This window comes from Bacillus cereus group sp. BfR-BA-01356, assembly GCF_022663635.1.
In the GTDB taxonomy this organism is placed as follows: domain Bacteria; phylum Bacillota; class Bacilli; order Bacillales; family Bacillaceae_G; genus Bacillus_A; species Bacillus_A cereus.
Window position 1 is genome coordinate 117,078 of sequence record NZ_JAKUFX010000002.1, and the last position, 19,645, is coordinate 136,722.

Below are 19,645 nucleotides of genomic sequence, written 5' to 3' on the forward strand. Positions count from 1 at the left end.
TTAATTATATGTGGAATGAATGGGGAGACAAAATGAAAAATCCTAAATTACGTGCTGAAGCAATGATTTTAAATGAAGATCATTCTAAAGTACTTGTACAATGCGATGAAAATGAATCATTTTATCGTTTTCCAGGTGGCTCTATTGAATTTGGTGAAACGTCAAAAGAAGCAATAATTCGAGAGTTAATAGAAGAGTACGATTTGAAAGTTGATGTTCAAGAGTTAGCAATTGTAAATGAACAGATTTTTGAGTGGGACAACGAAAAAGGTCATCATTGTACATTGATACATTGGGGGACTGTTGAAAAAATCATTACAAATGAAATAAGGCATAAAGAGCATGAGGATATTATATTAATTTGGAAAAGTCTAGAGGAATTACAGGAGAAGCTGACATATCCTGAAGGCATCATAAGTTATTTAGAAGGGGATAACCGTAATATAGTCCAATTTATTTCAAGTAATTAAATGAAATAATAGGAGGGGTGAAAATGGGAGCTTCTACTTTTTGGATTATAACTATTGTTTTTTGTATAGCTATCTATTTTCTCGATAAGTTTTTAAGAAAAAAATTGAATATGCCCAAGGGTGGTTTTTGGGGATATAAGAAACATGTAAATAGTTTACATAAAAAATTGGAAATAGGACTACTTTTTATTTATTTAATAACTAGCTTTATATTTATCTTTAAATTTGAAAGTATTAATATTGCTTATGTCATTTTTACTTATTTAGGTGGGACGTTAATCTTAAGAGCATTGATGGAATGGAAGTATGATAGAGAGTCGAAAGAATATATATTTTCGGTAATTGGGGTATTCACGTTTATTTTTATGACTTCGATACTATTTTACTTCTTTCCACCTGCTGTATAATAAAAATTTGATAGTACAAATAATGAAATAACTAATAAACAAGAAACCATTTACTACTAAATGGTTTCTTGTTTATTTAAACATTTATTTTAGTTAATATAGATGTAATGAAATTAGTTTTATCCTCTACATACTTATGTTTATCAGTAGGATTAGCTTGTGAAAGTTGAATTTTTAACTGTTCATACTGCATGCGTGCAGTTTTATTGTCTATTAAGTAATCACGAAATTGTAATTGTTCTATTAAATATGTATTCCCTTGTTCATACATATGAATTTGATGAGTTCTTGGTTCACCTTTATTAAAATAGTATCTTTCGGGTAATACTTCTTTTCTATATTTATAGTTTAGTAGTTCTAACTTTTTAATACAATGTATACCGTCCGTATAATTTTCTAATTCAATTGCTATATCAATAATGGGCTTTGCACTTAAATATGGAATAGAAGTACTACCAATATGGTGTATCGCTAAAATATGTTCGCCAATTTGTTCCTCAATGAGTTGTTTCTCTTTCATAAACTCAATTTCCCATTCTTCAGTCCACGGCACTAAAAACACTTTCCCATACGGTAAACCTAACATTTAATTAGCATCCCTTTCAAAATAGTTTTCAAAAAGTTGATTACATCTTCTTAAAGCTTCTCAAAACAAGGTATTCCCACAATTTCCAAGGAAGAATCTTCTTCGCAAAAATCATAAATTTCACACCTTTACCGATTGGATATCGTAAATTTGTACGCTTAGATTCAGCAATTTCAACAATTTTATTAGCAACATCTATCGGATTACCAAATGTATTACTACCGCTATTAATATGTTTTTGTATTTTATCCATATACTCTTTGTAAGGAGATGTTGTATCAGATTGGTTTTCAGCTAGTTGTTTCCCAACCTCCCATATGTTTGTGTTATAAGAACCTGGTTCAATTAAAGCAACATCTATTCCGAAAGGTTTTACTTCTAAGCGAAGCGATTCACTCCAGCCTTCTAATGCATATTTTGAAGATACATAAGGAGATAAACCAGGGAATCCAACTTGACCGCTAATGCTGCTTATATTAATGATTTTTCCACTTCTTTGTTTTCTCATATACGGTAAGACAAGCTGGGTAATTGATATAGCTCCAAATAGGTTTGTTTCAAATTGTTTACGGTATTCCTCTACTGGAATTTCTTCTACAAAGCCGCCATTTGCATATCCTGCATTATTAACAAGAAGGTCTACTTTTTGTATTTCTTTTAAAAATAATTGGAAGTTATGTATAGAATTTTGATCGGTTACATCTAATTGTTGAACTTTTATATTTTGCTGTAAGTTAAGTTGAGTAACTTGAGATATTAAGCGCACTTGTTTTTCAAGGTTTCGCATTGTAGCGATAACTAAATAATTTTTTTTTGCGAGTTCGAGTGTAGTTAATAGTCCAAATCCACTTGAGGCTCCTGTAATTATTGCGATTTTTTTATTCATTTTTCGCCAGCTTTCTTTTTCTTTTATCATAACGAGTTATGATAAGAAAATCTATTATTCTTACATTCAGTATGAAACCAATTTGTATGCAAAAAAGGGGATTATAGGGAATGAGCGTATATAGAGTAGTGTATATTAATATGATAATGAAATGAGGGAAGAAAAATGGTCCATGTGAAAGATGTATTAGCAGATCAGTTATTAGCAAATGCGAATGATCCCAGTTGGTATATGCCATTTTCAGATGCAGTTAAGGATTTATCTGAGAGGGAAGCTTTCTGGAAACCGAATGAAGAGTGTAATAGTATAGCCGAAATCGTACAACATTTACTGTATTGGAACTCTACGTGGCAAACTAGGTATAAAGAATCACATGTTAATGCAGTACCCGCTATAGGAGATAATAATAAAAGTTTTATGCTTTCAGATAATCAAACTTTCGATGAATTACGGGAAAAACTACTAGAAAAACTGCTACAATGGCAAACTCTCATAAATGAAGAAAAGGTTGAAAGTGATGTAGTGGGATTTCCTGTTTCTGCAAAATGGTGGGAAGTGTTAGCGAATGTAACAACTCATAATGCATATCATATTGGGCAAATTATTTACATCCGAAAATTACAGCAGAGCTTTGATAATGAATAAGATAATAGTTCTCAAATTAGGTGAACAAAAGTGGACAAAACGAGACAAATGTCTCATTTTGTCCACTTTTTATTATGAAAGAAAAGCGAAAACCTATTAAAGCAAGGATTAGAATTTGGCACGGTACTTGCAATATAAAAGACGAACAAGAAAATAGGAGGGCTGGACATGTTAAAAACAACTGAAAGTAAAGGGAATGAAATTACGAAAGAACAAGCTCGTTGGATGTACGAAAAAATGTTAGAGATTCGTAAATTTGAAGATAAGGTGCATGAATTGTTCGCGCAAGGCGTTTTGCCTGGTTTCGTTCATTTATACGCAGGTGAAGAAGCAGTAGCAGTTGGTGTATGTGCCCACTTAACGGATAGTGACAGTATTACAAGTACACATAGAGGTCATGGACATTGTATCGCAAAAGGTTGTGATTTAAATGGTATGATGGCTGAACTTTTCGGGAAAGCGACAGGATTATGTAAAGGTAAAGGCGGTTCCATGCATATTGCCGATTTAGATAAAGGAATGCTTGGTGCGAATGGCATTGTAGGCGGGGGTTTCCCACTTGCTTGCGGTTCAGCATTAACAGCTAAATATAAAGGAACAAAAGATGTAAGTGTTTGCTTCTTCGGTGACGGAGCAAATAATGAAGGAACATTCCATGAAGGGGTTAATTTAGCGGCGATTTGGAAGTTACCAGTTATTTTTATTGCAGAAAATAACGGTTACGGTGAAGCAACTACATTTGAATATGCTTCAAGTTGTGATTCTATCGCTGATCGCGCAAAAGCTTATAATATTCCAGGTGTTCAAGTAGATGGAAAAGATCTTCTAGCTGTATATAAAGCTGCTGCAGAAGCAGTGGAACGTGCGCGTAATGGGGATGGTCCAACAATTATTGAATGTATGACATATCGTAATTATGGTCATTTCGAAGGTGAAGCGCAAACATATAAAACATCAGAAGAAAAAGAAGAACATTTAAATGAAAAAGATGCAATTGTGAATTTCCGTAAGCATTTAATTCATGAAGGTTTATTAACGGAATCTGAACTTGTTGATATGGAAAAAGCAGTAGATGATGCAGTACAAAGATCCATTGAATTTAGTGAAAATAGTCCATACCCAGACGATGAAGAATTATTAAAAGATGTATACGTTTCTTACAAATAAGAGGAGGGTGAAAAATTATGACTAGAACAGTAAGTATGTCAACTGCAATTAATGAAGCGATGAAAATCTCAATGCGTCGTGATGAAAATGTAATTTTAATAGGTGAAGATGTTGCAGGCGGTGCACAAGTTGATCATTTGCAAGATGATGAAGCATGGGGCGGTGTTCTTGGTGTTACGAAAGGACTTGTACAAGAGTTTGGCCGAAATCGTATATTGGATACACCAATTTCTGAAGCGGATTATATGGGAGCCGCGATGGCAGCTGCTGCAACTGGGTTACGTCCGATAGCTGAGTTAATGTTTAATGATTTTATCGGTAGTTGTCTTGACCAAGTATTAAACCAAGGTGCGAAATTCCGTTATATGTTTGGAGGTAAAGCAAAAGTACCTGTTACAGTACGTACGATGCATGGCGCTGGTTTTAGTGCAGCAGCTCAGCATTCACAAAGTTTGTACGCATTATTTACAAGCATACCAGGTATTAAAGTTGTTGTTCCTTCCACGCCGTATGATGCAAAAGGCTTATTATTAGCAGCAATTGAAGATGATGACCCAGTAATCTTCTTTGAAGATAAAACACTTTACAACATGAAAGGTGAAGTGCCAGAAGGATACTATACAATTCCATTAGGGAAAGCCGATATGAAACGTGAAGGTTCTGATGTAACAATCGTCGCAATTGGAAAACAAGTTCATACGGCGCTTGCAGCTGCTGAGCAATTATCGAAAAAGGGGCTTGAAGTAGAAGTAATCGATCCACGATCTTTATCACCACTTGATGAAGATACGATTTTAGCATCTGTTGAAAAAACAAATCGTCTTATCGTCATTGACGAAGCAAACCCAAGATGTAGTATCGCAACAGATATCGCGGCAATTGTAGCGGATAAAGGATTTGATTTGCTAGATGCACCTATTAAACGAATTACAGCACCACATACACCTGTTCCGTTTTCGCCACCACTTGAAAAGTTGTATTTGCCAACGCCAGAAAAAGTAATTGAAACTATATCAGAAATGATCGGAGACCAATCTTTATTACATGTGTAATGAAACGATGAGAAGGGAGAGAGCAGTATGGCTGTAGAAGTTGTAATGCCAAAGTTAGGTATGGCGATGAAAGAAGGTATTATTACGAACTGGAATATTAAAGCAGGCGATAATGTAGCAAAAGGAGAACTAATTGCTAGTATTAATTCAGAAAAAATTGAAACGGAAATTGAAGCGCCAGCTGATGGTACGGTGCTTGATATAGCTGTAAGTGAAGATGAAGGGGTGCCGCCTGGTACTGTAATTTGCTACATCGGTAAACCGAATGAAAAAGTAGAAATGCAGGAAAGCACACATGTGGTAGAAGAAAAAACATTTAATATAGAAGTACAAAATGTACAAAATCAAGAACCAAATGGGAAAGAAGTAGCCAAGCAAAGAATTAAAATTTCACCTGTAGCGAAGAAAATTGCAAAGTCTGAAAATTTGGATATCAAGGTATTAGTTGGTACAGGTCCTGGCGGAAGGATTACAAAGGCAGATGTATTAAAAGCACTTGAGGTAAGAGGAATCGTTCCGGAAATATCTGAACAAGAAGAAAGTAACGTGATTCCTGTTACTGGTATGCGTAAAGCGATCGCAAATCGTATGCACGCAAGCTTACAAAATAGCGCACAATTAACGTTAACGATGAAAGTAGATGTAACAGATTTAGTTGCTTTACATAAAGAAATAGCGAAAGTTGTACAAAAAAGATATGATAATAAATTAACCATTACGGATTTCGTCTCGCGTGCTGCTGTATTAGCACTTGGAGAGCATAAAGAAATGAACAGCGCTTATATAGATGATGCAATTCATCAATTTGAACATGTGCATTTAGGCATGGCAGTCGCATTAGAAAAAGGGTTAATCGTTCCAGCTATTCGCTTTGCAAATAATTTATCTTTAGTAGAATTGTCTAAAGAGATTAAGAATGTGGCACAAAAGGCGCGAGCAGGTAGCTTAAGTAGTGATGATATGCACGGAACGACATTTACAATTAGTAATTTAGGTAGCTTTGGTATTGAATATTTCACACCTGTATTAAATACACCTGAGACTGGCATTTTAGGTATTGGCGCAATTGAACATGTTCCTGTATATAAAGGGGAAAAATTAAAAAAAGGTAGTATGTTACCTTTAAGTTTAACATTCGATCATCGTGTACTAGACGGTGCACCAGCAGCTGCATTTTTACGCACAATTAAACATTATTTAGAAGAACCTATAACAATTCTTTTATAAAGAGAAGGTGAGAGAATGAGTAAACTAGTTGTAATTGGAGGCGGACCAGCTGGATATGTAGCGGCAATTACCGCGGCTCAAAATGGCAAAGGTGTCACTCTTATTGATGAAGCTGAACTTGGCGGAACGTGTTTAAATGTTGGTTGTATGCCTACGAAATCACTATTAGAAAGTGCTGAAATACATGACATTGTGAGAAAAGCGAATGATTATGGAGTTACGCTTAATACAGGAAGTATATCAATTGATTGGAATCAAATACAGGCGAGAAAATCACAAATCGTAATGCAACTCGTCCAAGGAATACAATATTTAATGAAGAAAAATAAAATTAAAGTTGTAAAAGGAAAAGCGAAACTCGAAACGGATCATCGTGTGCGAGTTGTACAAGGAAATAAAGAAGAAGTAGTTGATGGAGAGAGTTTTATTATCGCATCTGGTTCCGAACCTACAGAATTACCATTCGCTCCGTTCGATGGAAAATGGATTTTAAATAGTAGCCATGCCATGTCTCTTGAGAGTGTACCATCTTCATTGTTAATCGTTGGCGGTGGTGTAATAGGATGTGAGTTTGCAAGTATTTATAGTAGACTTGGCACAAAAGTATCGATAGTTGAAATGGCACCGCAATTACTACCTGGTGAAGATGAAGATATCGCGAATATTTTAAGAGAGAAATTAGAAAAAGATGGTGTGCAAATTTTTACGGGAGCAGTTTTAAAAGGATTAAATAACTATAAGAAGCAAGCTTCATTTGAGTACGAGGGAATTACTCACGAAGTAACTCCAGAATTTGTTCTTGTTTCTGTAGGAAGAAAACCACGAGTGCAACAATTAGGATTAGAAAAGGCAGGGGTTCAGTTTTCAAATAAAGGGATTTCTGTGAATGAACATATGCAAACGAACGTATCGCATATTTACGCAGCTGGTGATGTAATCGGTGGAATTCAGCTTGCTCACGTTGCCTTCCATGAAGGAACGACAGCAGCATTACACGCAAGCGGAGAAGACGTGAAAGTAAATTATCACGCTGTGCCCCGTTGTATATACACAGCTCCAGAAATAGCTAGTGTAGGGTTAAGTGAAAAAGGTGCAAGAGAACAATATGGTGATATTCTCATCGGAGAATTTCCTTTTACAGCGAACGGAAAAGCTCTTATTTTAGGAGAACAAGTAGGTAAAGTAAAAGTCATTGTAGAACCTAAATACCAAGAAATTGTAGGGATTTCTATTATCGGTCCTTATGCAACTGAACTTATTGGTCAAGGAACCGTAATGATTCATACAGAAGTTACCGCTGATATAATGAGAGATTATATTGCAGCACATCCAACTTTATCTGAGGCGATTCATGAAGCGTTAATGCAAGCAGTAGGACATGCTGTACATGCTTAAATAGAAATATGATAAACCACTATTCTCTAAATGAAAGAGAGAATAGTGGTTTGAATTTTTATAGAAGAAATTAAATATCTTATTACTATTTAATTTCAATCGCTGAAGTAATATCGTTCCAATCAGCAGCTAAATTAGCAGTTTTACCGTACCAATCAGCATGTTTAAATAAAACGCCTTTTCCATATCCTTGTGTTGAAGTGTGCTCCCAAAGTGTAGTTGAATAACTTGCAGAAGGTGACGCTGTACTTACAGAAGAAATTCTGTCATTCCAGCTAGATGGTAAGTTTTTAAAGCCGCTACTCCAGTAAATATATTGTCCACCTTTATCTTTATGTTCATAAAAATCAGTACTACCAGCACCGCTACCTAAAGGATTAATTTTATTTTTAATTGCTTTTTTATCCTTTTCAATATACGCATCTAATGTTTCACGGCTAGTAAAACCATAAGCTAGCCAATCTCCATTTTCATTTTGCTCTGGTAATACCATAGTAATTTGGATATCTTTCTTATCCTGCTCACTTAATTTTGCAAATGAATTAACATTTTGTTCATCCACTTTTAAATAATCAAATGACTTAATTGTGTTACTTTTTTCTTCAGCACTTACCGCACCTAGTCCTCCAGTTAGTGCAAAACCCGCTACTAATGTCCCTGCTACTAATTTCTTCAACATATAACCATCCCTTTTTGTTTGAATTTTTGTACAGGTGAATCTTGTACAGCTAAAATGTATTCTAATTTTATACTTTTGTAAATATTCTGAAGTTTTAGAAATAATAGGCGGAATATTTACAGTTTTACATTTTTTCTTTAGAAAGAATGGTTATTGGAATGATATAATAAGTGGATATATTGTTTTTACTGGATGTAAAGATGTTTTAGGAGAGGTGTCATTGAAATATTTTACAAGAGATTGGTATAAAGAAATGCAAGTTTTAGAATTTGTAAGTTTTATAGATTCTATAAAAGAATGGTCGGAAATGGATATAGAAAGTTTAAAGGAGGAAATTGAGAAAAGGAAAATAGATTTATTAAAGTTCCTTCCTGAATCGATATACTCAATTATACAAAACATCACAACTAATTCAGAATACCCATCAGGTGAACTGAAAAAACGTATGCGAAAGTGGTCAACAGATTATGAGAAAAGAGTGGCACAATTAGATCAATCATACGTAGAATATTTTAATTCCATTGAGAAAAAACTTCAGTCAAATGTCGTTCAGTTACACAAGACATCATTACACGACAGTGTAATTAAAGTAGTAAAGAGAAAGTCAGAAGATACTTTGTCTATCGTATTAGATTGCAGTGGTACTTTTAGTGAATTTGATAAATTTGAAGTAACCTTTATAGGAGTAGCAAAGTGTTCTATGCCGGAAAACTTTGAAAATGCTTGGTGGTTATATCATGAAATAGCTCTTACTGAAGATGGTTTTGAACTAGGTGTTTTATTCGACTGTCCATTTAGAGAAGTGACGATTTGTGCGACAGATGTATTACTTGTGAAGAAATAATTTTTTATGGAGCATTACAAACGTTTGACATAATAAAAAAATAAAGTTATTGTAGATACATGAAGTCTACAATAGGGGCTGTACTATGAAATATTCTAAAGCTACAAATTATGCTCTTCATACAATGCTTTTTCTGGCAAAGGCTACACCAAATAAGTTAGTTAGTGTTCACCAATTAGCAGAAATGCAAAATGTTTCACCAACGTACTTGTCTAAAATACTAACTAAGTTGACGAAGGAAGGGATGATACATTCATCATCTGGTCCAAAGGGCGGTTACTCGCTTAGTAAGAATTGGGAAGATATTTCATTTTTAGATATTATACATGCAATTGAAGGTAAAACATCATTGTTTGAATGTTGTTTACATGACAAACCTGGATGTTTAATTAATGAAGTAATGCTTGCAGCAGAAGAGAAAATGGAAGAAGAGTTACGAAATCAAAAAATCGTAGATCTTGCGAAAAAAATAAAAGTGGATTTTTAATCTGCTTTTATTTTTAAATTAATTAAGGATAAAAAGACTCTTTGATATCTTTAATTGTAGTTAGAAAATGATATGAAGAAGGAGAGAAGATGATGACTAAATTTTGGAATGATCGATATAAATCAGATGAATATTTTTACGGGGAAGAACCTAATACATTTATTAAAGAACAAGCATTTCGTTTAGCAAATCACAATAAAGTAATAGCTTTTGCGGAGGGAGAAGGTAGAAATGCTGTATTTCTAGCAAGACAAGGGAACGAAGTAACAGCTATTGATTATTCGGAAGATGGATTAGAGAAGACAAAAAAATTGGCAGAGAAGCATAACGTAAACGTGCATACAAAAAAAGTAGATTTATTAGCTGATAGTTTGCCAGAAAATGAATATGATGCAGCAATTATGGTATTTGGACATTTTCATGATGATTATAAAAAAATGATATTAGGTAAAATGATACAAACGATAAAGCCTGGTGGTTTAATTATGTTTGAAGTTTACTCAAAAAAACAAATAAACTATGGTACTGGTGGACCAAAAGATGTTGATATGCTGTATGATCCAATTGATATCCTTACTTGGTGTGAAGAACATAAGGTAATTCATTTCTTTAATGGCGAACAAGAGCGAATTGAAGGGAAAGGGCACACTGGTTTAGCTGATGTTATTCAAGTTGTTATTAGAAAATGAATATAAGTGTTAATGAAAGTTAAATGTATGAATGTAAAAGACCAGTCATGTAAGACTGGTCTTTCTATTTAGATACTAAATTATCAAGCTTCCAATATGTATCTGTTAACGGCGCTGCTTTGCTATCTATGTATAAATACATATTATTTAAATCTTTTGGTGAAGTTTTCATATTAAATTCAATGTCAGTAGTTAAAGAAAATTCAGATGGAATTTTTTTAGCATTTTCATTTTGTATAACTTTACCTTCGTATTTTTCACCCGTTTTGTCATCTTTTATGAAATATTTTATTTCTGAAAGATCTATCGTTTGTCCGTCAACACGAGCGTTATTTATAGTAACGCGAGCTGTGAGACGCCACTCTTTGTCTATTTTTTCGAATTTAGCATTTTCAACAGTTGCTCTATAGTATTCGTTTTTAAATATTTCCCCATAGTGCATTGCATTCTTTTCGAGAGCGCTCTTTTCTTGTTTTGATGTAGTATTGCTATTACATCCTGTTAATATTCCAGTAAATAATAATGCTGTACATGTCGTTTTGATTAATGGTTTCATAGTAATCCCTTTCTGTATTAAAAAGTAAAACATAGGAATAATTTTACATCAATAGGAAGATGAATGGAAGTATTTTTTCGTAATATACAGATATATATTTATTCGGTTGTCAAGTTAACAGGATAGAAAGAGGGAGAAGACTGTATAAAACGGAATAAATAAGAATTGAAAATATTGTAAAATGGAAGAGGCATGCATATAATTAAAATAAAGTTTAAGTTTCTGAATCTTCAATAACGGTGGTGATGACATGTTTACTGAAGAGCGTCGAGAGAAAATTTTAGAGCTACTTAATACAGATGGAAGAGTAATCGCAAAGGATCTTGCGGAAAGATTTGATATGTCTATTGATTCTATAAGAAGAGATTTGTCTATTATGGAAAAGGATGGTTTATTAAAAAGAACGCACGGAGGTGCAATTGAACTTACGCGAGTGAGAAACTTAGCTGCGGAACCAGCTAAACGTTATAGTGATAGCTCAATATATGAGGACACAATTGCAAGAGTTGCGGTATCTTATATACAAGAAGGTGATTCAATTTTTATTGGTGGGGCTTCCGTTCATAATGCGATGCTGAAATATTTACCAGAAGTATCATTTACGGTTATTACGAATTCTATAGAAATAGCTGGTTATCTACGAGAATATAAGAATATTGATACGTATTTAATTGGCGGAAAAGTAAAACCTTCAGGGAATATTACTGATACACTTGCCTCTGAATTGATAAGTAGATTTTCTATTGATCTTTATTTCTCTACAGGTGGAGGCATTTCATTACAAGGTATTAGTACTGCAACACCTGAAGTTGCTTATTTTAGTAAAAGAGTAAGTGAAATTGCTAGAAGAAATATTTGTTTAGTTCCGCATAATAAACTTGGAATAGATTGTTTTATAAGAGGAGAGTCTCTAAAAGAAATTGACATTATTATAACTGACGAAGAGGCTAGTAAAGAAACTGTTCAGGACTTTGAGAAACAAGGTAAACAAGTTGTAATAGCGCCATTATATTCATTTGAAAGGAGTTTGACATGATTGTAAAAGAGCAAGAGTTTTATATAAATGGATTAACTTATACAATTCGTTCTGCAGCTGAGAAAGATGCTGAGCAGTTATCGAAAATTAGAGTTCAGATTGATGGAGAAACTGAAAATATGGATAGAGATGCTGGAGAGGGATTTATAGATGACCTAGGGTTTCAAAAAATAATAAAAACAGATAGTGAAGAGACTAAGAATCTCTTTTTAGTTGCAGAAGTGCACAATCGAATCGTTGGATTTTCAAGATGTGAAGGATCAAATATTAAGAGATTATCTCATAAAGTGGAGTTTGGCGTTTGCATTTTAAAAGAGTTTTGGGGATATAGAATGGGGAAGAGCCTATTACAACAATCTATTAAATGGGCTGACGAAAATGCAGTGAATAAAATATCTTTACAAGTATTAGAGACAAACGAGAAAGCCATTCATCTTTATAAAAAATTAGGTTTTGAAGTAGAAGGCATTTTGAAAAATGACAAAAGACTATCGGATGGAAAGTATTATAATACGGTAGTGATGGGAAGATTTACTAATACTTTTCATGAAAGAGGTGAAGAAGTATGTTTTACAGAAGGAAGTACTATGTAGTGAAAAATGAATTTATAGAAGTATTTAATGATCATTTCAATAATACGAACTTACCTAATCAATTAAAGCATGGTTCTAGGCTAATAGGACGCTGGATGAAAGATAATAAGAATGGTACGTCTGAAGTATTTGCCATATGGGAATATGATAGTTATGAACAGTATAATGAAATAGAATCGAAAATTAGAAGTGACGAGAGGCATATTAAAGGAATACATGAATGGTATGAAAACCATGGCGGGAAAGAATATGTTTTACAGGAGTACATAGTAGAGATGAAAAATGAAGAGTTAGTATGTACTGTAAAGTAACAGAGGGGTGAGGGATAAAGCCGTGATTGTTTTCTTTATAAATGGTAATCCACAAAAGTGGTTTTGGTTATGTATTTTCTTTGCGTCCATTATACAAAATATAGTGCTACTAAAAAAGAATAAAGAAGGGCATTAGGATATTCAAATTATTAACATATTTGTGTCGTATTGCTAGTTGTATTGAAAACGCTTTTATTCAGTTTTATAATAAAAGTATGTTTTATAAATCTCCAAAACAATTAAAAGGGAGATGATACAATGTTAGCTTCACCGTTTTACTTACATACATGGAAAAAGTTTGTTAATGAAGGTGTTCTTGATTCAAATCGCATAAATCAAAGAATTTCAGAATCGTGGCATCGATGTAAACAGGCTAATGTTAATCCTCATATGAATAAAGGTCAGAAAGTTTTGTCTTCTAATATTTTTCGAGAACAAAAGAAAAAGAGTGAAATTTTCCTTGATATAGCATTACCCCAAATACAAAATATGAGAAAAACCATTGATGAACTACAAATGATGGCATTATTAATCGATCCAGATGGTTATGTCCTATCCTTAAGTGGAAATAAACAAACGTTAAAGCGAGCGAAACATATTAATTTTATTGAAGGTGTAAAATGGACGGAAGCAGCTGTGGGGACAAACGCAATAGGAACAGCGCTAGAAATTGAAGAAGCTATTATGATAAGTGGTACTGAACATTACTCCGTGGTATCTCATAGCTGGAGTTGTGCGGCTGCTCCTATTCATAACGATGACGGGAAATTAATTGGTATTCTAGATTTCTCCTGTCCAATTGAATTTTCGCATCCATATATGCTCGGTATGGTAACTTCAATTGCACATGCGATTGAACGTGAATGTAGCATAAGAGTTCATCAAAATGAATTACACTTAATCCATCGTTTTTTAGATGTCATTGATAGTGATGAACAAGTAGTTATTTGTAATCATCGTGATGTTATCGTTTCTGCGAGTAAGAACGTTCGGGAACGAGTAACTAATTGGTCAAGAATGAAACTTGAAGATTTAGTGCACCATGGATTGGAAACTAAATTAGAGATACCGGTATATAGTAATGAAAGAATGATCGGGAAATGTATGTATTTAAAGGAAAACAAACAAATGAATACATATTCTGCTTTCACATTTATAAAAGGAATTACTTTTCCAGGGGTTACCGGGACAAGTAAAGCATTTCAACACACACTAGAAGAAATTAAGCTTGTTTCACCGACTGATGCTAGTGTGTATGTATGTGGTGAGACAGGAGTAGGAAAGGAATATGTCGCGAGAGCGATTCATGAAAATAGTCCAAGAAAAGACGAACCCTTTATAGCTGTTAACTGCGGTTCTTTGCCTAAAGAATTAATGGAAAGTGAATTGTTTGGTTATGCTGAAGGTGCGTTTACAGGTGCGCGACGTCAAGGATATAAAGGGAAATTTGAACAAGCGAATGGAGGAACACTGTTTTTAGATGAAATTGGCGAAGTATCACCAGAGATGCAAGTAGCCTTATTGCGTGTTTTACAAGAACGCACAATAACTCCAATAGGAAGTTCAAAAGAGGTACCAGTAAATATTCGTATTATTACTGCCACACATAAAGATTTACTACGGTTAGTAGAAGAAGGGAAATTCCGTCAAGATTTATATTATCGTTTGCACGTTTATCCGTTATATGTTCCATCGTTAATAGAAAGAAAAGAGGATATCCCATATTTTATACAACACTTTTGCGAACGGAAGAATTGGAATGTTGTATTTCCAAAGAGTATATACAATCAATTTTTACAACATACATGGCCCGGAAATATTCGGGAACTAGTAAATGTATTAGAACGTATTTACATTTTGTCGCAAGGACGGGAAATATGCGAAAAGCAAGTCGCTTTTTTGATACAAACAATGACGGGAAATCAACAACAACTTGAGTTACAAGTTGAAAATAAAACAGAACATACATTGAATTTTCGCGAAAAAATACAGCGTGATAGCATGATTGAAGCGTTAGAAAAGACGAACGGAAATGTTTCGTTAGCCGCAAAACTGTTAAATGTTCCTCGAAGTACATTTTATAAACGAATGCAGAAATATAAGCTATAAAGTAGATTTTTGTAATCTACTTTTTCTTTGTGGGCTCATGTTCTGTCGGAATGTGCGCTTACCGGGGAAATAATAGAATTGTTAGAAAATAATTCCCGGAAGGGGGACTTATGTGAAGTATATTGAAATTGGCTTCGGAAATAGGTGGTTCGTTCGAACAGAAACCGAAAATAAAGATGGAACTGAATTTGAAGAACGAGGAATTATAAAACCTATTTATTTTGAGTCACTATATGTACGAATGTGGTTTCGGAAAACGTGTTTAATTTTTGATACGAAAGAAGGATTTAAAAAGATTAAGAAGAAGAGGATTGAATATAAATTTATAGTTGGAATTGTAAGTAGACTGAATAAAGAAAAAGTGTGCTAACATACATAGTTATATTGGCCAGGAAATTCTATTGACTTATATCAAACTCATAAAAAGTAATTTTACTAAATATAAATTGTTAATAAAACCACTAAGGAAACTTAGTGGCTTCTTTTTTTATAGGAAGGATTTTCATATGAATAGGATCTTAACGATTGTACTTGCAATTATTGTAATGGGGTATTCCATTTATAGTTGGAATGATGTTTCGGAACAGAGTATGCTAATTTTACAAACGCTTATAGGGATTATGTTAGTTAGTTTAGGAGTGCAAAATTTAAAAAATAACGAAAAAGAAAATAGAAGTATAGGGATTGCTTTACTACTCGTGGCTTTGTTTTTAATTGTTGTATCTTTAATAAAATATTTTGTATGAATAAGTTTTTAAATTAATAAAAAATGATTATTTATTGAATCCCCCTCACAATAAAAAGTTAAAATTCTACTTGTATTTCACTATATAAAATATGGCATAATGATTTAGTTAAATAGAAATGGATAGGGTATTTGAGAGGGGCAGTATAATGAGTTTTGCAATTGAAATAGTAATAAAAGCACCAATGGATATTGTATGTGACTATATAATAGAAGATGAAAAAATAAAAGAATGGAATACGTTTATAATAGAAAATCGCTATCCTTCAAATATGGATAAAGAGAATCCACGTGTAGGAGATAAATATATTACTGTTCAAAAAGTCGGTAAGAAAATATTCGAGGCTGAAGTAGAAATCCTTGAATACGATGCACCGCATATTATTTCACTTGGTAGTGAAATGAAGCAAGGATATTCAGCAATGACTTATATGTTAGAAGAAGATGAGGAAGGTACAGCACTAACATTAATTTCAGAATATGAACCTAGTAATTTTTATTATAAAATGATGTATAAGTTAACAGGCTGGATATCACGAGGTTTAACTATGGAACAAATGGAGCGTCTAGCAGAATGTGTAGAAGCTGCTTATCATAAAGAAGATTAATATTAAAAATATATTAAGGTAAAAGCGTTACTCAATCTCATGAGTAACGCTTTTACTGTTTGAAGATTTTTCATTGAAAATCTCAATAGCTCTTTCATATATTTCTTTATCAACACAAAATCTTTCTGTTATCCAATAATTAAGTTCAGAAGATGTAATGATTTGTTCTCTTTTCTTACCTTGGAAATATTGTTTTAAAACATTATCATTTATAGAAGTCGGAATGCCATCGATATAACCGAAAATCTGAATTTTAGCACTACCATACCCAGTTAATATATTTTTATAGATGTAAAATAACACACCTTCCTTATTGAAGGTGTGCTATTTATATAACCCGGTTGTATACATCTCCGTTAACGTATACACAATTTCCTCTAAGTTAATCTTTTTGTCATTTTGCGTAATAGTCCAAAGAAACGATTCATTCATCGAGAACCAACCGCGTGCTACAATCTCTTTATTTAAATTAGGTTGTGCTAATCCACTTTCTTGAGAGTAAGTAATATCCTGTTTAATGCTTGTTATAAAACGTTCCCGAATCTCATCCCATTTTTGCCGTATTTCTCTTGATAATCCTATCGCTTCCTCTACAACTTGCAAAATAGCGCGTTCTTCATTTGCTAATTGCAGGAATGCTCTAACTTGATTTTGGATCATTATACGTGCTTCCTCTTTTGTTTGTGGAGAAAAAGAGCGTTCAGCGATATTATAAAAACGATTCATAACATCTTCCATTAAACTAATTAGGAGATCATCTTTGTTTTTGAAGTATACATATGCTGTTCCGTAACCAGTTTCTGCATGTTTAATAATTTGTGTAATTGTCGTTTTTTGAAATCCATTATTTATAAAAATAGTGTAACCAGAGTGTAATAGTTTCTTCTTCGTTTCTAAGGAGCGGTGTTTTCTTGATGAAAGAGTAGAGTTTTTCAAAGAATCACCTCTTTATACTGAAATATCTGAAAATATAACTGTATTGTAAAAGAAGTTCATATATAAAGTCAACTGACATAATATCATTGACGTTGTATCAATTAAGGTGATATATTTCAACTAGTTAGAATAAAAAGAAAATTAAGAAAAGGTGACACCATGTATAAAGAACCATTTCAACCAACTTATGAGTATGCGCTTGAATGTGATAAACATGATGAACTGAAAGATTTTCAAACTGAATTCTATAAAAAAGAAGGTACTATATATTTAGATGGAAACTCATTAGGGCTACTTTCAAAAAGAGCAGAGAAATCATTACTTACGTTGCTAGATTCGTGGAAAGAGTATGGCATTGACGGCTGGACAGAAGGTGAGCACCCGTGGTTTTTCCTTTCAGAGAAATTAGGTAAACTTACAGCCCCTCTTATTGGTGCTTTACCGGAAGAAACTATTGTAACCGGTTCTACAACTACAAATATACACCAAGTTATTGCGACGTTTTACGAACCAAAAGGAATACGTACAAAAATACTTGCGGATGAATTAACTTTCCCATCAGATATTTATGCACTTCAAAGTCAAATTCGTTTAAAAGGATTAGATCCAGAGGAGCATTTAGTAAGAGTGAAAAGCCGAGATGGTAGAACACTTTCTGAAGAAGATATTATCCATGCGATGGAAGATGATATCGCTTTAATTTTATTACCTTCTGTTTTATATAGAAGTGGTCAAATTCTTGATATGAAACGTTTAACAACGGAAGCTCATAAACGCGGCATTCACATTGGATTTGATTTATGCCATTCAATAGGATCTATTCCGCATCATTTCAAAGATTGGGATGTCGATTTTGCTGTTTGGTGCAATTATAAATATTTAAATGCAGGACCGGGTAGTGTTGCAGGCCTTTATGTAAATAGTAAACAATTTAATAGACTGCCAGGATTGTCTGGATGGTTTAGTTCTAGAAAAGATAAACAGTTTGATATGGAGCATACATTAACAGCTGCTGATCATGCAGGTGCTTATCAAATTGGTACACCGCACGTATTAAGTACAGCACCATTAATTGGTTCACTTGAAATTTTCAAAGATGCTGGTATTGAACGTTTACGTGAGAAATCTTTACATATTACGAGATACATGCTGAATTTAATTGGACATGAATTAAAAGATTTCGAATTTACAATTGGAAATCCATTAGAGGATGAAAAACGAGGCGGGCACATTTATTTAGAGCATGCAGAAGCAGCACGTATATGTAAAGCACTAAAAGCAAATGGAGTAATCCCAGATTTTAGAGCGCCAAATGGGGTGAGACTTGCGCCGGTCGCTTTATATAACACATACGAAGAAGTGTGGAAATCTGTACAAAAATTAAAGAAAATTATGAAAAATGAAGAGTATAAGCAGTTTGAAAATAAGCGAGAGGTTGTGGCATAAATATGAAAACATCAGAGTGGATTGATATTTCACAACCGCTAAATAATAATATTGCAACGTGGCCAGGAGACACACCGTTCTCGTATGAAGTTTCATGGTCAAAAGAAGAAAGTGGCTCAGTAAATGTCGGAAAGTTAACGATGAGTATTCATACAGGCACTCATATTGATGCACCATTTCATTTTGATAATGATGGAAAGAAAGTATTGGATTTAGATGTTCAAGTTTATGTTGGCCCAGCACGGATTATTGACGTTTCTAATCTTGAAAGCATCGGGAAAAAGGAATTAGAAAGCTTTCATTTAGAAGGTGTAGAACGATTATTATTACGTACATCTTCACATGGAAAAGCTGAAGAATTTCCAGAGGTGATCCCTCATTTACGTGCAGACATAGCGTCGTTTCTTTCAGAGAAAGGTATTCGTTTAATCGGAGTAGATGTACCATCAGTTGATCCGCTAGATGATAAAGAATTAGCAGCGCATCATCAATTATTTAAACATGGAATTCATATTTTAGAAAATGTCGTACTAGATCATGTAGCAGACGGTGATTATGAACTTATTGCATTACCACTTGCATTAACTGATGCAGATGGAAGTCCAGTTCGAGCCGTTATTAGACCAATATAAGTAGAATCATATAAAAGGGGCGTTTGGCCATGCCCATCAACTTAAGAGTGAGCACAACCTGAGCTTTCGACTCATCGGATCAAAACATTCCTAAAATAAAAGCATACTCTTAAAAATAAGCATCTCAAATAAACCCTAA

Annotated in this window: 25 protein-coding genes and 1 pseudogene; 20 read left to right on the top strand and 6 right to left on the bottom strand. The window is 33.6% G+C overall.

Annotated features, from left to right (window positions below):
- The first annotated feature begins 32 nt into the window (after positions 1 to 32).
- Both MR168_RS01795 and MR168_RS01800 read left to right on the top strand, forming a co-directional pair.
- On the top strand, positions 33 to 470 hold the full coding sequence (locus tag MR168_RS01795) for an NUDIX domain-containing protein (protein ID WP_000795351.1): 438 nt from the start codon (positions 33 to 35) through the stop codon (positions 468 to 470).
- 23 nt (positions 471 to 493) lie between these two features.
- Positions 494 to 877, top strand: a complete 384-nt coding sequence (locus MR168_RS01800) for a DUF4181 domain-containing protein (protein WP_000501285.1) — start codon at positions 494 to 496, stop codon at positions 875 to 877.
- Between the two features lie 76 nt (positions 878 to 953).
- Here MR168_RS01800 and MR168_RS01805 read toward each other — a convergent pair whose 3' ends face one another.
- Together MR168_RS01805 and MR168_RS01810 are read right to left on the bottom strand one after the other, a co-directional pair.
- A complete protein-coding gene (locus MR168_RS01805) occupies positions 954 to 1,463 on the bottom strand; it encodes a GrpB family protein (RefSeq protein WP_086411317.1) in 510 nt (169 codons plus the stop codon).
- A 40-nt stretch (positions 1,464 to 1,503) separates the two neighbouring features.
- Positions 1,504 to 2,349, bottom strand: a complete 846-nt coding sequence (locus MR168_RS01810; RefSeq protein ID WP_025709460.1) for an oxidoreductase — start codon at positions 2,347 to 2,349, stop codon at positions 1,504 to 1,506.
- Positions 2,350 to 2,514: 165 nt separating this feature from the next.
- Between MR168_RS01810 and MR168_RS01815 the strand changes: the two genes are divergently transcribed.
- The 5 genes from MR168_RS01815 (at position 2,515) to lpdA (ending at position 7,835) form a co-directional block, all read left to right on the top strand.
- On the top strand, positions 2,515 to 2,994 hold the full coding sequence (locus MR168_RS01815) for a DinB family protein (RefSeq protein WP_006924308.1): 480 nt from the start codon (positions 2,515 to 2,517) through the stop codon (positions 2,992 to 2,994).
- Between the two features lie 168 nt (positions 2,995 to 3,162).
- Positions 3,163 to 4,161: an acetoin:2,6-dichlorophenolindophenol oxidoreductase subunit alpha gene (gene acoA / locus MR168_RS01820; protein WP_000921275.1), complete on the top strand. Its 999-nt coding sequence runs from the start codon at positions 3,163 to 3,165 to the stop codon at positions 4,159 to 4,161.
- Positions 4,162 to 4,178: 17 nt separating this feature from the next.
- Positions 4,179 to 5,213 carry an acetoin:2,6-dichlorophenolindophenol oxidoreductase subunit beta gene (gene acoB / locus MR168_RS01825; protein ID WP_242291176.1) on the top strand — a complete coding sequence of 345 codons (1,035 nt, stop codon included), beginning with the start codon at positions 4,179 to 4,181 and terminating at the stop codon, positions 5,211 to 5,213.
- 27 nt (positions 5,214 to 5,240) lie between these two features.
- Positions 5,241 to 6,440 (top strand): dihydrolipoamide acetyltransferase family protein, encoded by a 1,200-nt coding sequence (locus tag MR168_RS01830; protein WP_016122646.1) that lies wholly within the window; start codon positions 5,241 to 5,243, stop codon positions 6,438 to 6,440.
- A gap of 15 nt (positions 6,441 to 6,455) precedes the next feature.
- Positions 6,456 to 7,835: a dihydrolipoyl dehydrogenase gene (gene lpdA, locus MR168_RS01835; RefSeq protein WP_086411318.1), complete on the top strand. Its 1,380-nt coding sequence runs from the start codon at positions 6,456 to 6,458 to the stop codon at positions 7,833 to 7,835.
- Positions 7,836 to 7,920: 85 nt separating this feature from the next.
- Here lpdA and MR168_RS01840 read toward each other — a convergent pair whose 3' ends face one another.
- On the bottom strand, positions 7,921 to 8,514 hold the full coding sequence (locus MR168_RS01840; protein ID WP_000914443.1) for a hypothetical protein: 594 nt from the start codon (positions 8,512 to 8,514) through the stop codon (positions 7,921 to 7,923).
- Positions 8,515 to 8,734: 220 nt separating this feature from the next.
- Here MR168_RS01840 and MR168_RS01845 point away from each other — a divergent pair, with 220 nt between their 5' ends.
- From MR168_RS01845 to MR168_RS01855, 3 genes are all read left to right on the top strand, one after another.
- A complete protein-coding gene (locus MR168_RS01845) occupies positions 8,735 to 9,358 on the top strand; it encodes a DUF4085 domain-containing protein (protein ID WP_016122644.1) in 624 nt (207 codons plus the stop codon).
- Positions 9,359 to 9,443: 85 nt separating this feature from the next.
- Positions 9,444 to 9,845, top strand: a complete 402-nt coding sequence (locus MR168_RS01850) for an Rrf2 family transcriptional regulator (protein WP_000877650.1) — start codon at positions 9,444 to 9,446, stop codon at positions 9,843 to 9,845.
- A gap of 89 nt (positions 9,846 to 9,934) precedes the next feature.
- Positions 9,935 to 10,534: a class I SAM-dependent methyltransferase gene (locus MR168_RS01855; protein ID WP_002041261.1), complete on the top strand. Its 600-nt coding sequence runs from the start codon at positions 9,935 to 9,937 to the stop codon at positions 10,532 to 10,534.
- A 64-nt stretch (positions 10,535 to 10,598) separates the two neighbouring features.
- Here the strand turns inward: MR168_RS01855 and MR168_RS01860 are convergent, their stop codons facing one another.
- The gene (locus MR168_RS01860) at positions 10,599 to 11,090 is read right to left on the bottom strand and encodes a hypothetical protein (RefSeq protein ID WP_000803253.1); all 492 of its coding nucleotides are present in this window, start codon (positions 11,088 to 11,090) and stop codon (positions 10,599 to 10,601) included.
- A 250-nt stretch (positions 11,091 to 11,340) separates the two neighbouring features.
- Between MR168_RS01860 and MR168_RS01865 the strand changes: the two genes are divergently transcribed.
- From MR168_RS01865 to MR168_RS01900, 8 genes are all read left to right on the top strand, one after another.
- The gene (locus MR168_RS01865) at positions 11,341 to 12,126 is read left to right on the top strand and encodes a DeoR/GlpR family DNA-binding transcription regulator (protein ID WP_006924315.1); all 786 of its coding nucleotides are present in this window, start codon (positions 11,341 to 11,343) and stop codon (positions 12,124 to 12,126) included.
- Positions 12,123 to 12,719 carry a GNAT family N-acetyltransferase gene (locus MR168_RS01870; protein ID WP_242291177.1) on the top strand — a complete coding sequence of 199 codons (597 nt, stop codon included), beginning with the start codon at positions 12,123 to 12,125 and terminating at the stop codon, positions 12,717 to 12,719. The genes MR168_RS01865 and MR168_RS01870 overlap by 4 nt, the downstream gene beginning before the upstream one ends.
- Positions 12,692 to 13,030: an NIPSNAP family protein gene (locus MR168_RS01875; RefSeq protein ID WP_000499992.1), complete on the top strand. Its 339-nt coding sequence runs from the start codon at positions 12,692 to 12,694 to the stop codon at positions 13,028 to 13,030. Before MR168_RS01870 ends, MR168_RS01875 begins: the two co-directional genes overlap by 28 nt.
- 7 nt (positions 13,031 to 13,037) lie before the next feature.
- Positions 13,038 to 13,166: a histidine kinase gene (locus MR168_RS33570; protein WP_140159319.1), complete on the top strand. Its 129-nt coding sequence runs from the start codon at positions 13,038 to 13,040 to the stop codon at positions 13,164 to 13,166.
- A gap of 122 nt (positions 13,167 to 13,288) precedes the next feature.
- Positions 13,289 to 15,139, top strand: coding sequence for a sigma-54-dependent Fis family transcriptional regulator (locus MR168_RS01885; protein ID WP_242291178.1), 1,851 nt, complete (start codon positions 13,289 to 13,291; stop codon positions 15,137 to 15,139).
- 112 nt (positions 15,140 to 15,251) lie between these two features.
- A complete protein-coding gene (locus MR168_RS01890; RefSeq protein WP_000873828.1) occupies positions 15,252 to 15,509 on the top strand; it encodes a DUF3977 family protein in 258 nt (85 codons plus the stop codon).
- 136 nt (positions 15,510 to 15,645) lie between these two features.
- A complete protein-coding gene (locus tag MR168_RS01895; RefSeq protein ID WP_001079916.1) occupies positions 15,646 to 15,885 on the top strand; it encodes a DUF3953 domain-containing protein in 240 nt (79 codons plus the stop codon).
- Positions 15,886 to 16,033: 148 nt separating this feature from the next.
- Positions 16,034 to 16,492 carry an SRPBCC family protein gene (locus tag MR168_RS01900; RefSeq protein WP_000006415.1) on the top strand — a complete coding sequence of 153 codons (459 nt, stop codon included), beginning with the start codon at positions 16,034 to 16,036 and terminating at the stop codon, positions 16,490 to 16,492.
- 27 nt (positions 16,493 to 16,519) lie between these two features.
- Here MR168_RS01900 and MR168_RS01905 read toward each other — a convergent pair.
- Both MR168_RS01905 and MR168_RS01910 read right to left on the bottom strand, forming a co-directional pair.
- A pseudogene (locus tag MR168_RS01905) lies at positions 16,520 to 16,747 on the bottom strand (hypothetical protein); the annotation flags it as partial.
- A gap of 69 nt (positions 16,748 to 16,816) precedes the next feature.
- A complete protein-coding gene (locus MR168_RS01910; RefSeq protein WP_000798542.1) occupies positions 16,817 to 17,428 on the bottom strand; it encodes a TetR/AcrR family transcriptional regulator in 612 nt (203 codons plus the stop codon).
- Between the two features lie 159 nt (positions 17,429 to 17,587).
- On the opposite strand from MR168_RS01910, the gene kynU reads away from it, so the two are divergent.
- Together kynU and kynB are read left to right on the top strand one after the other, a co-directional pair.
- Entirely contained in the window at positions 17,588 to 18,874 is a 1,287-nt protein-coding gene (gene kynU, locus MR168_RS01915; protein WP_086411321.1) for a kynureninase, read from the top strand.
- 2 nt (positions 18,875 to 18,876) lie between these two features.
- Positions 18,877 to 19,506 carry an arylformamidase gene (kynB, locus tag MR168_RS01920; RefSeq protein WP_000858074.1) on the top strand — a complete coding sequence of 210 codons (630 nt, stop codon included), beginning with the start codon at positions 18,877 to 18,879 and terminating at the stop codon, positions 19,504 to 19,506.
- Positions 19,507 to 19,645: the final 139 nt, after the last annotated feature.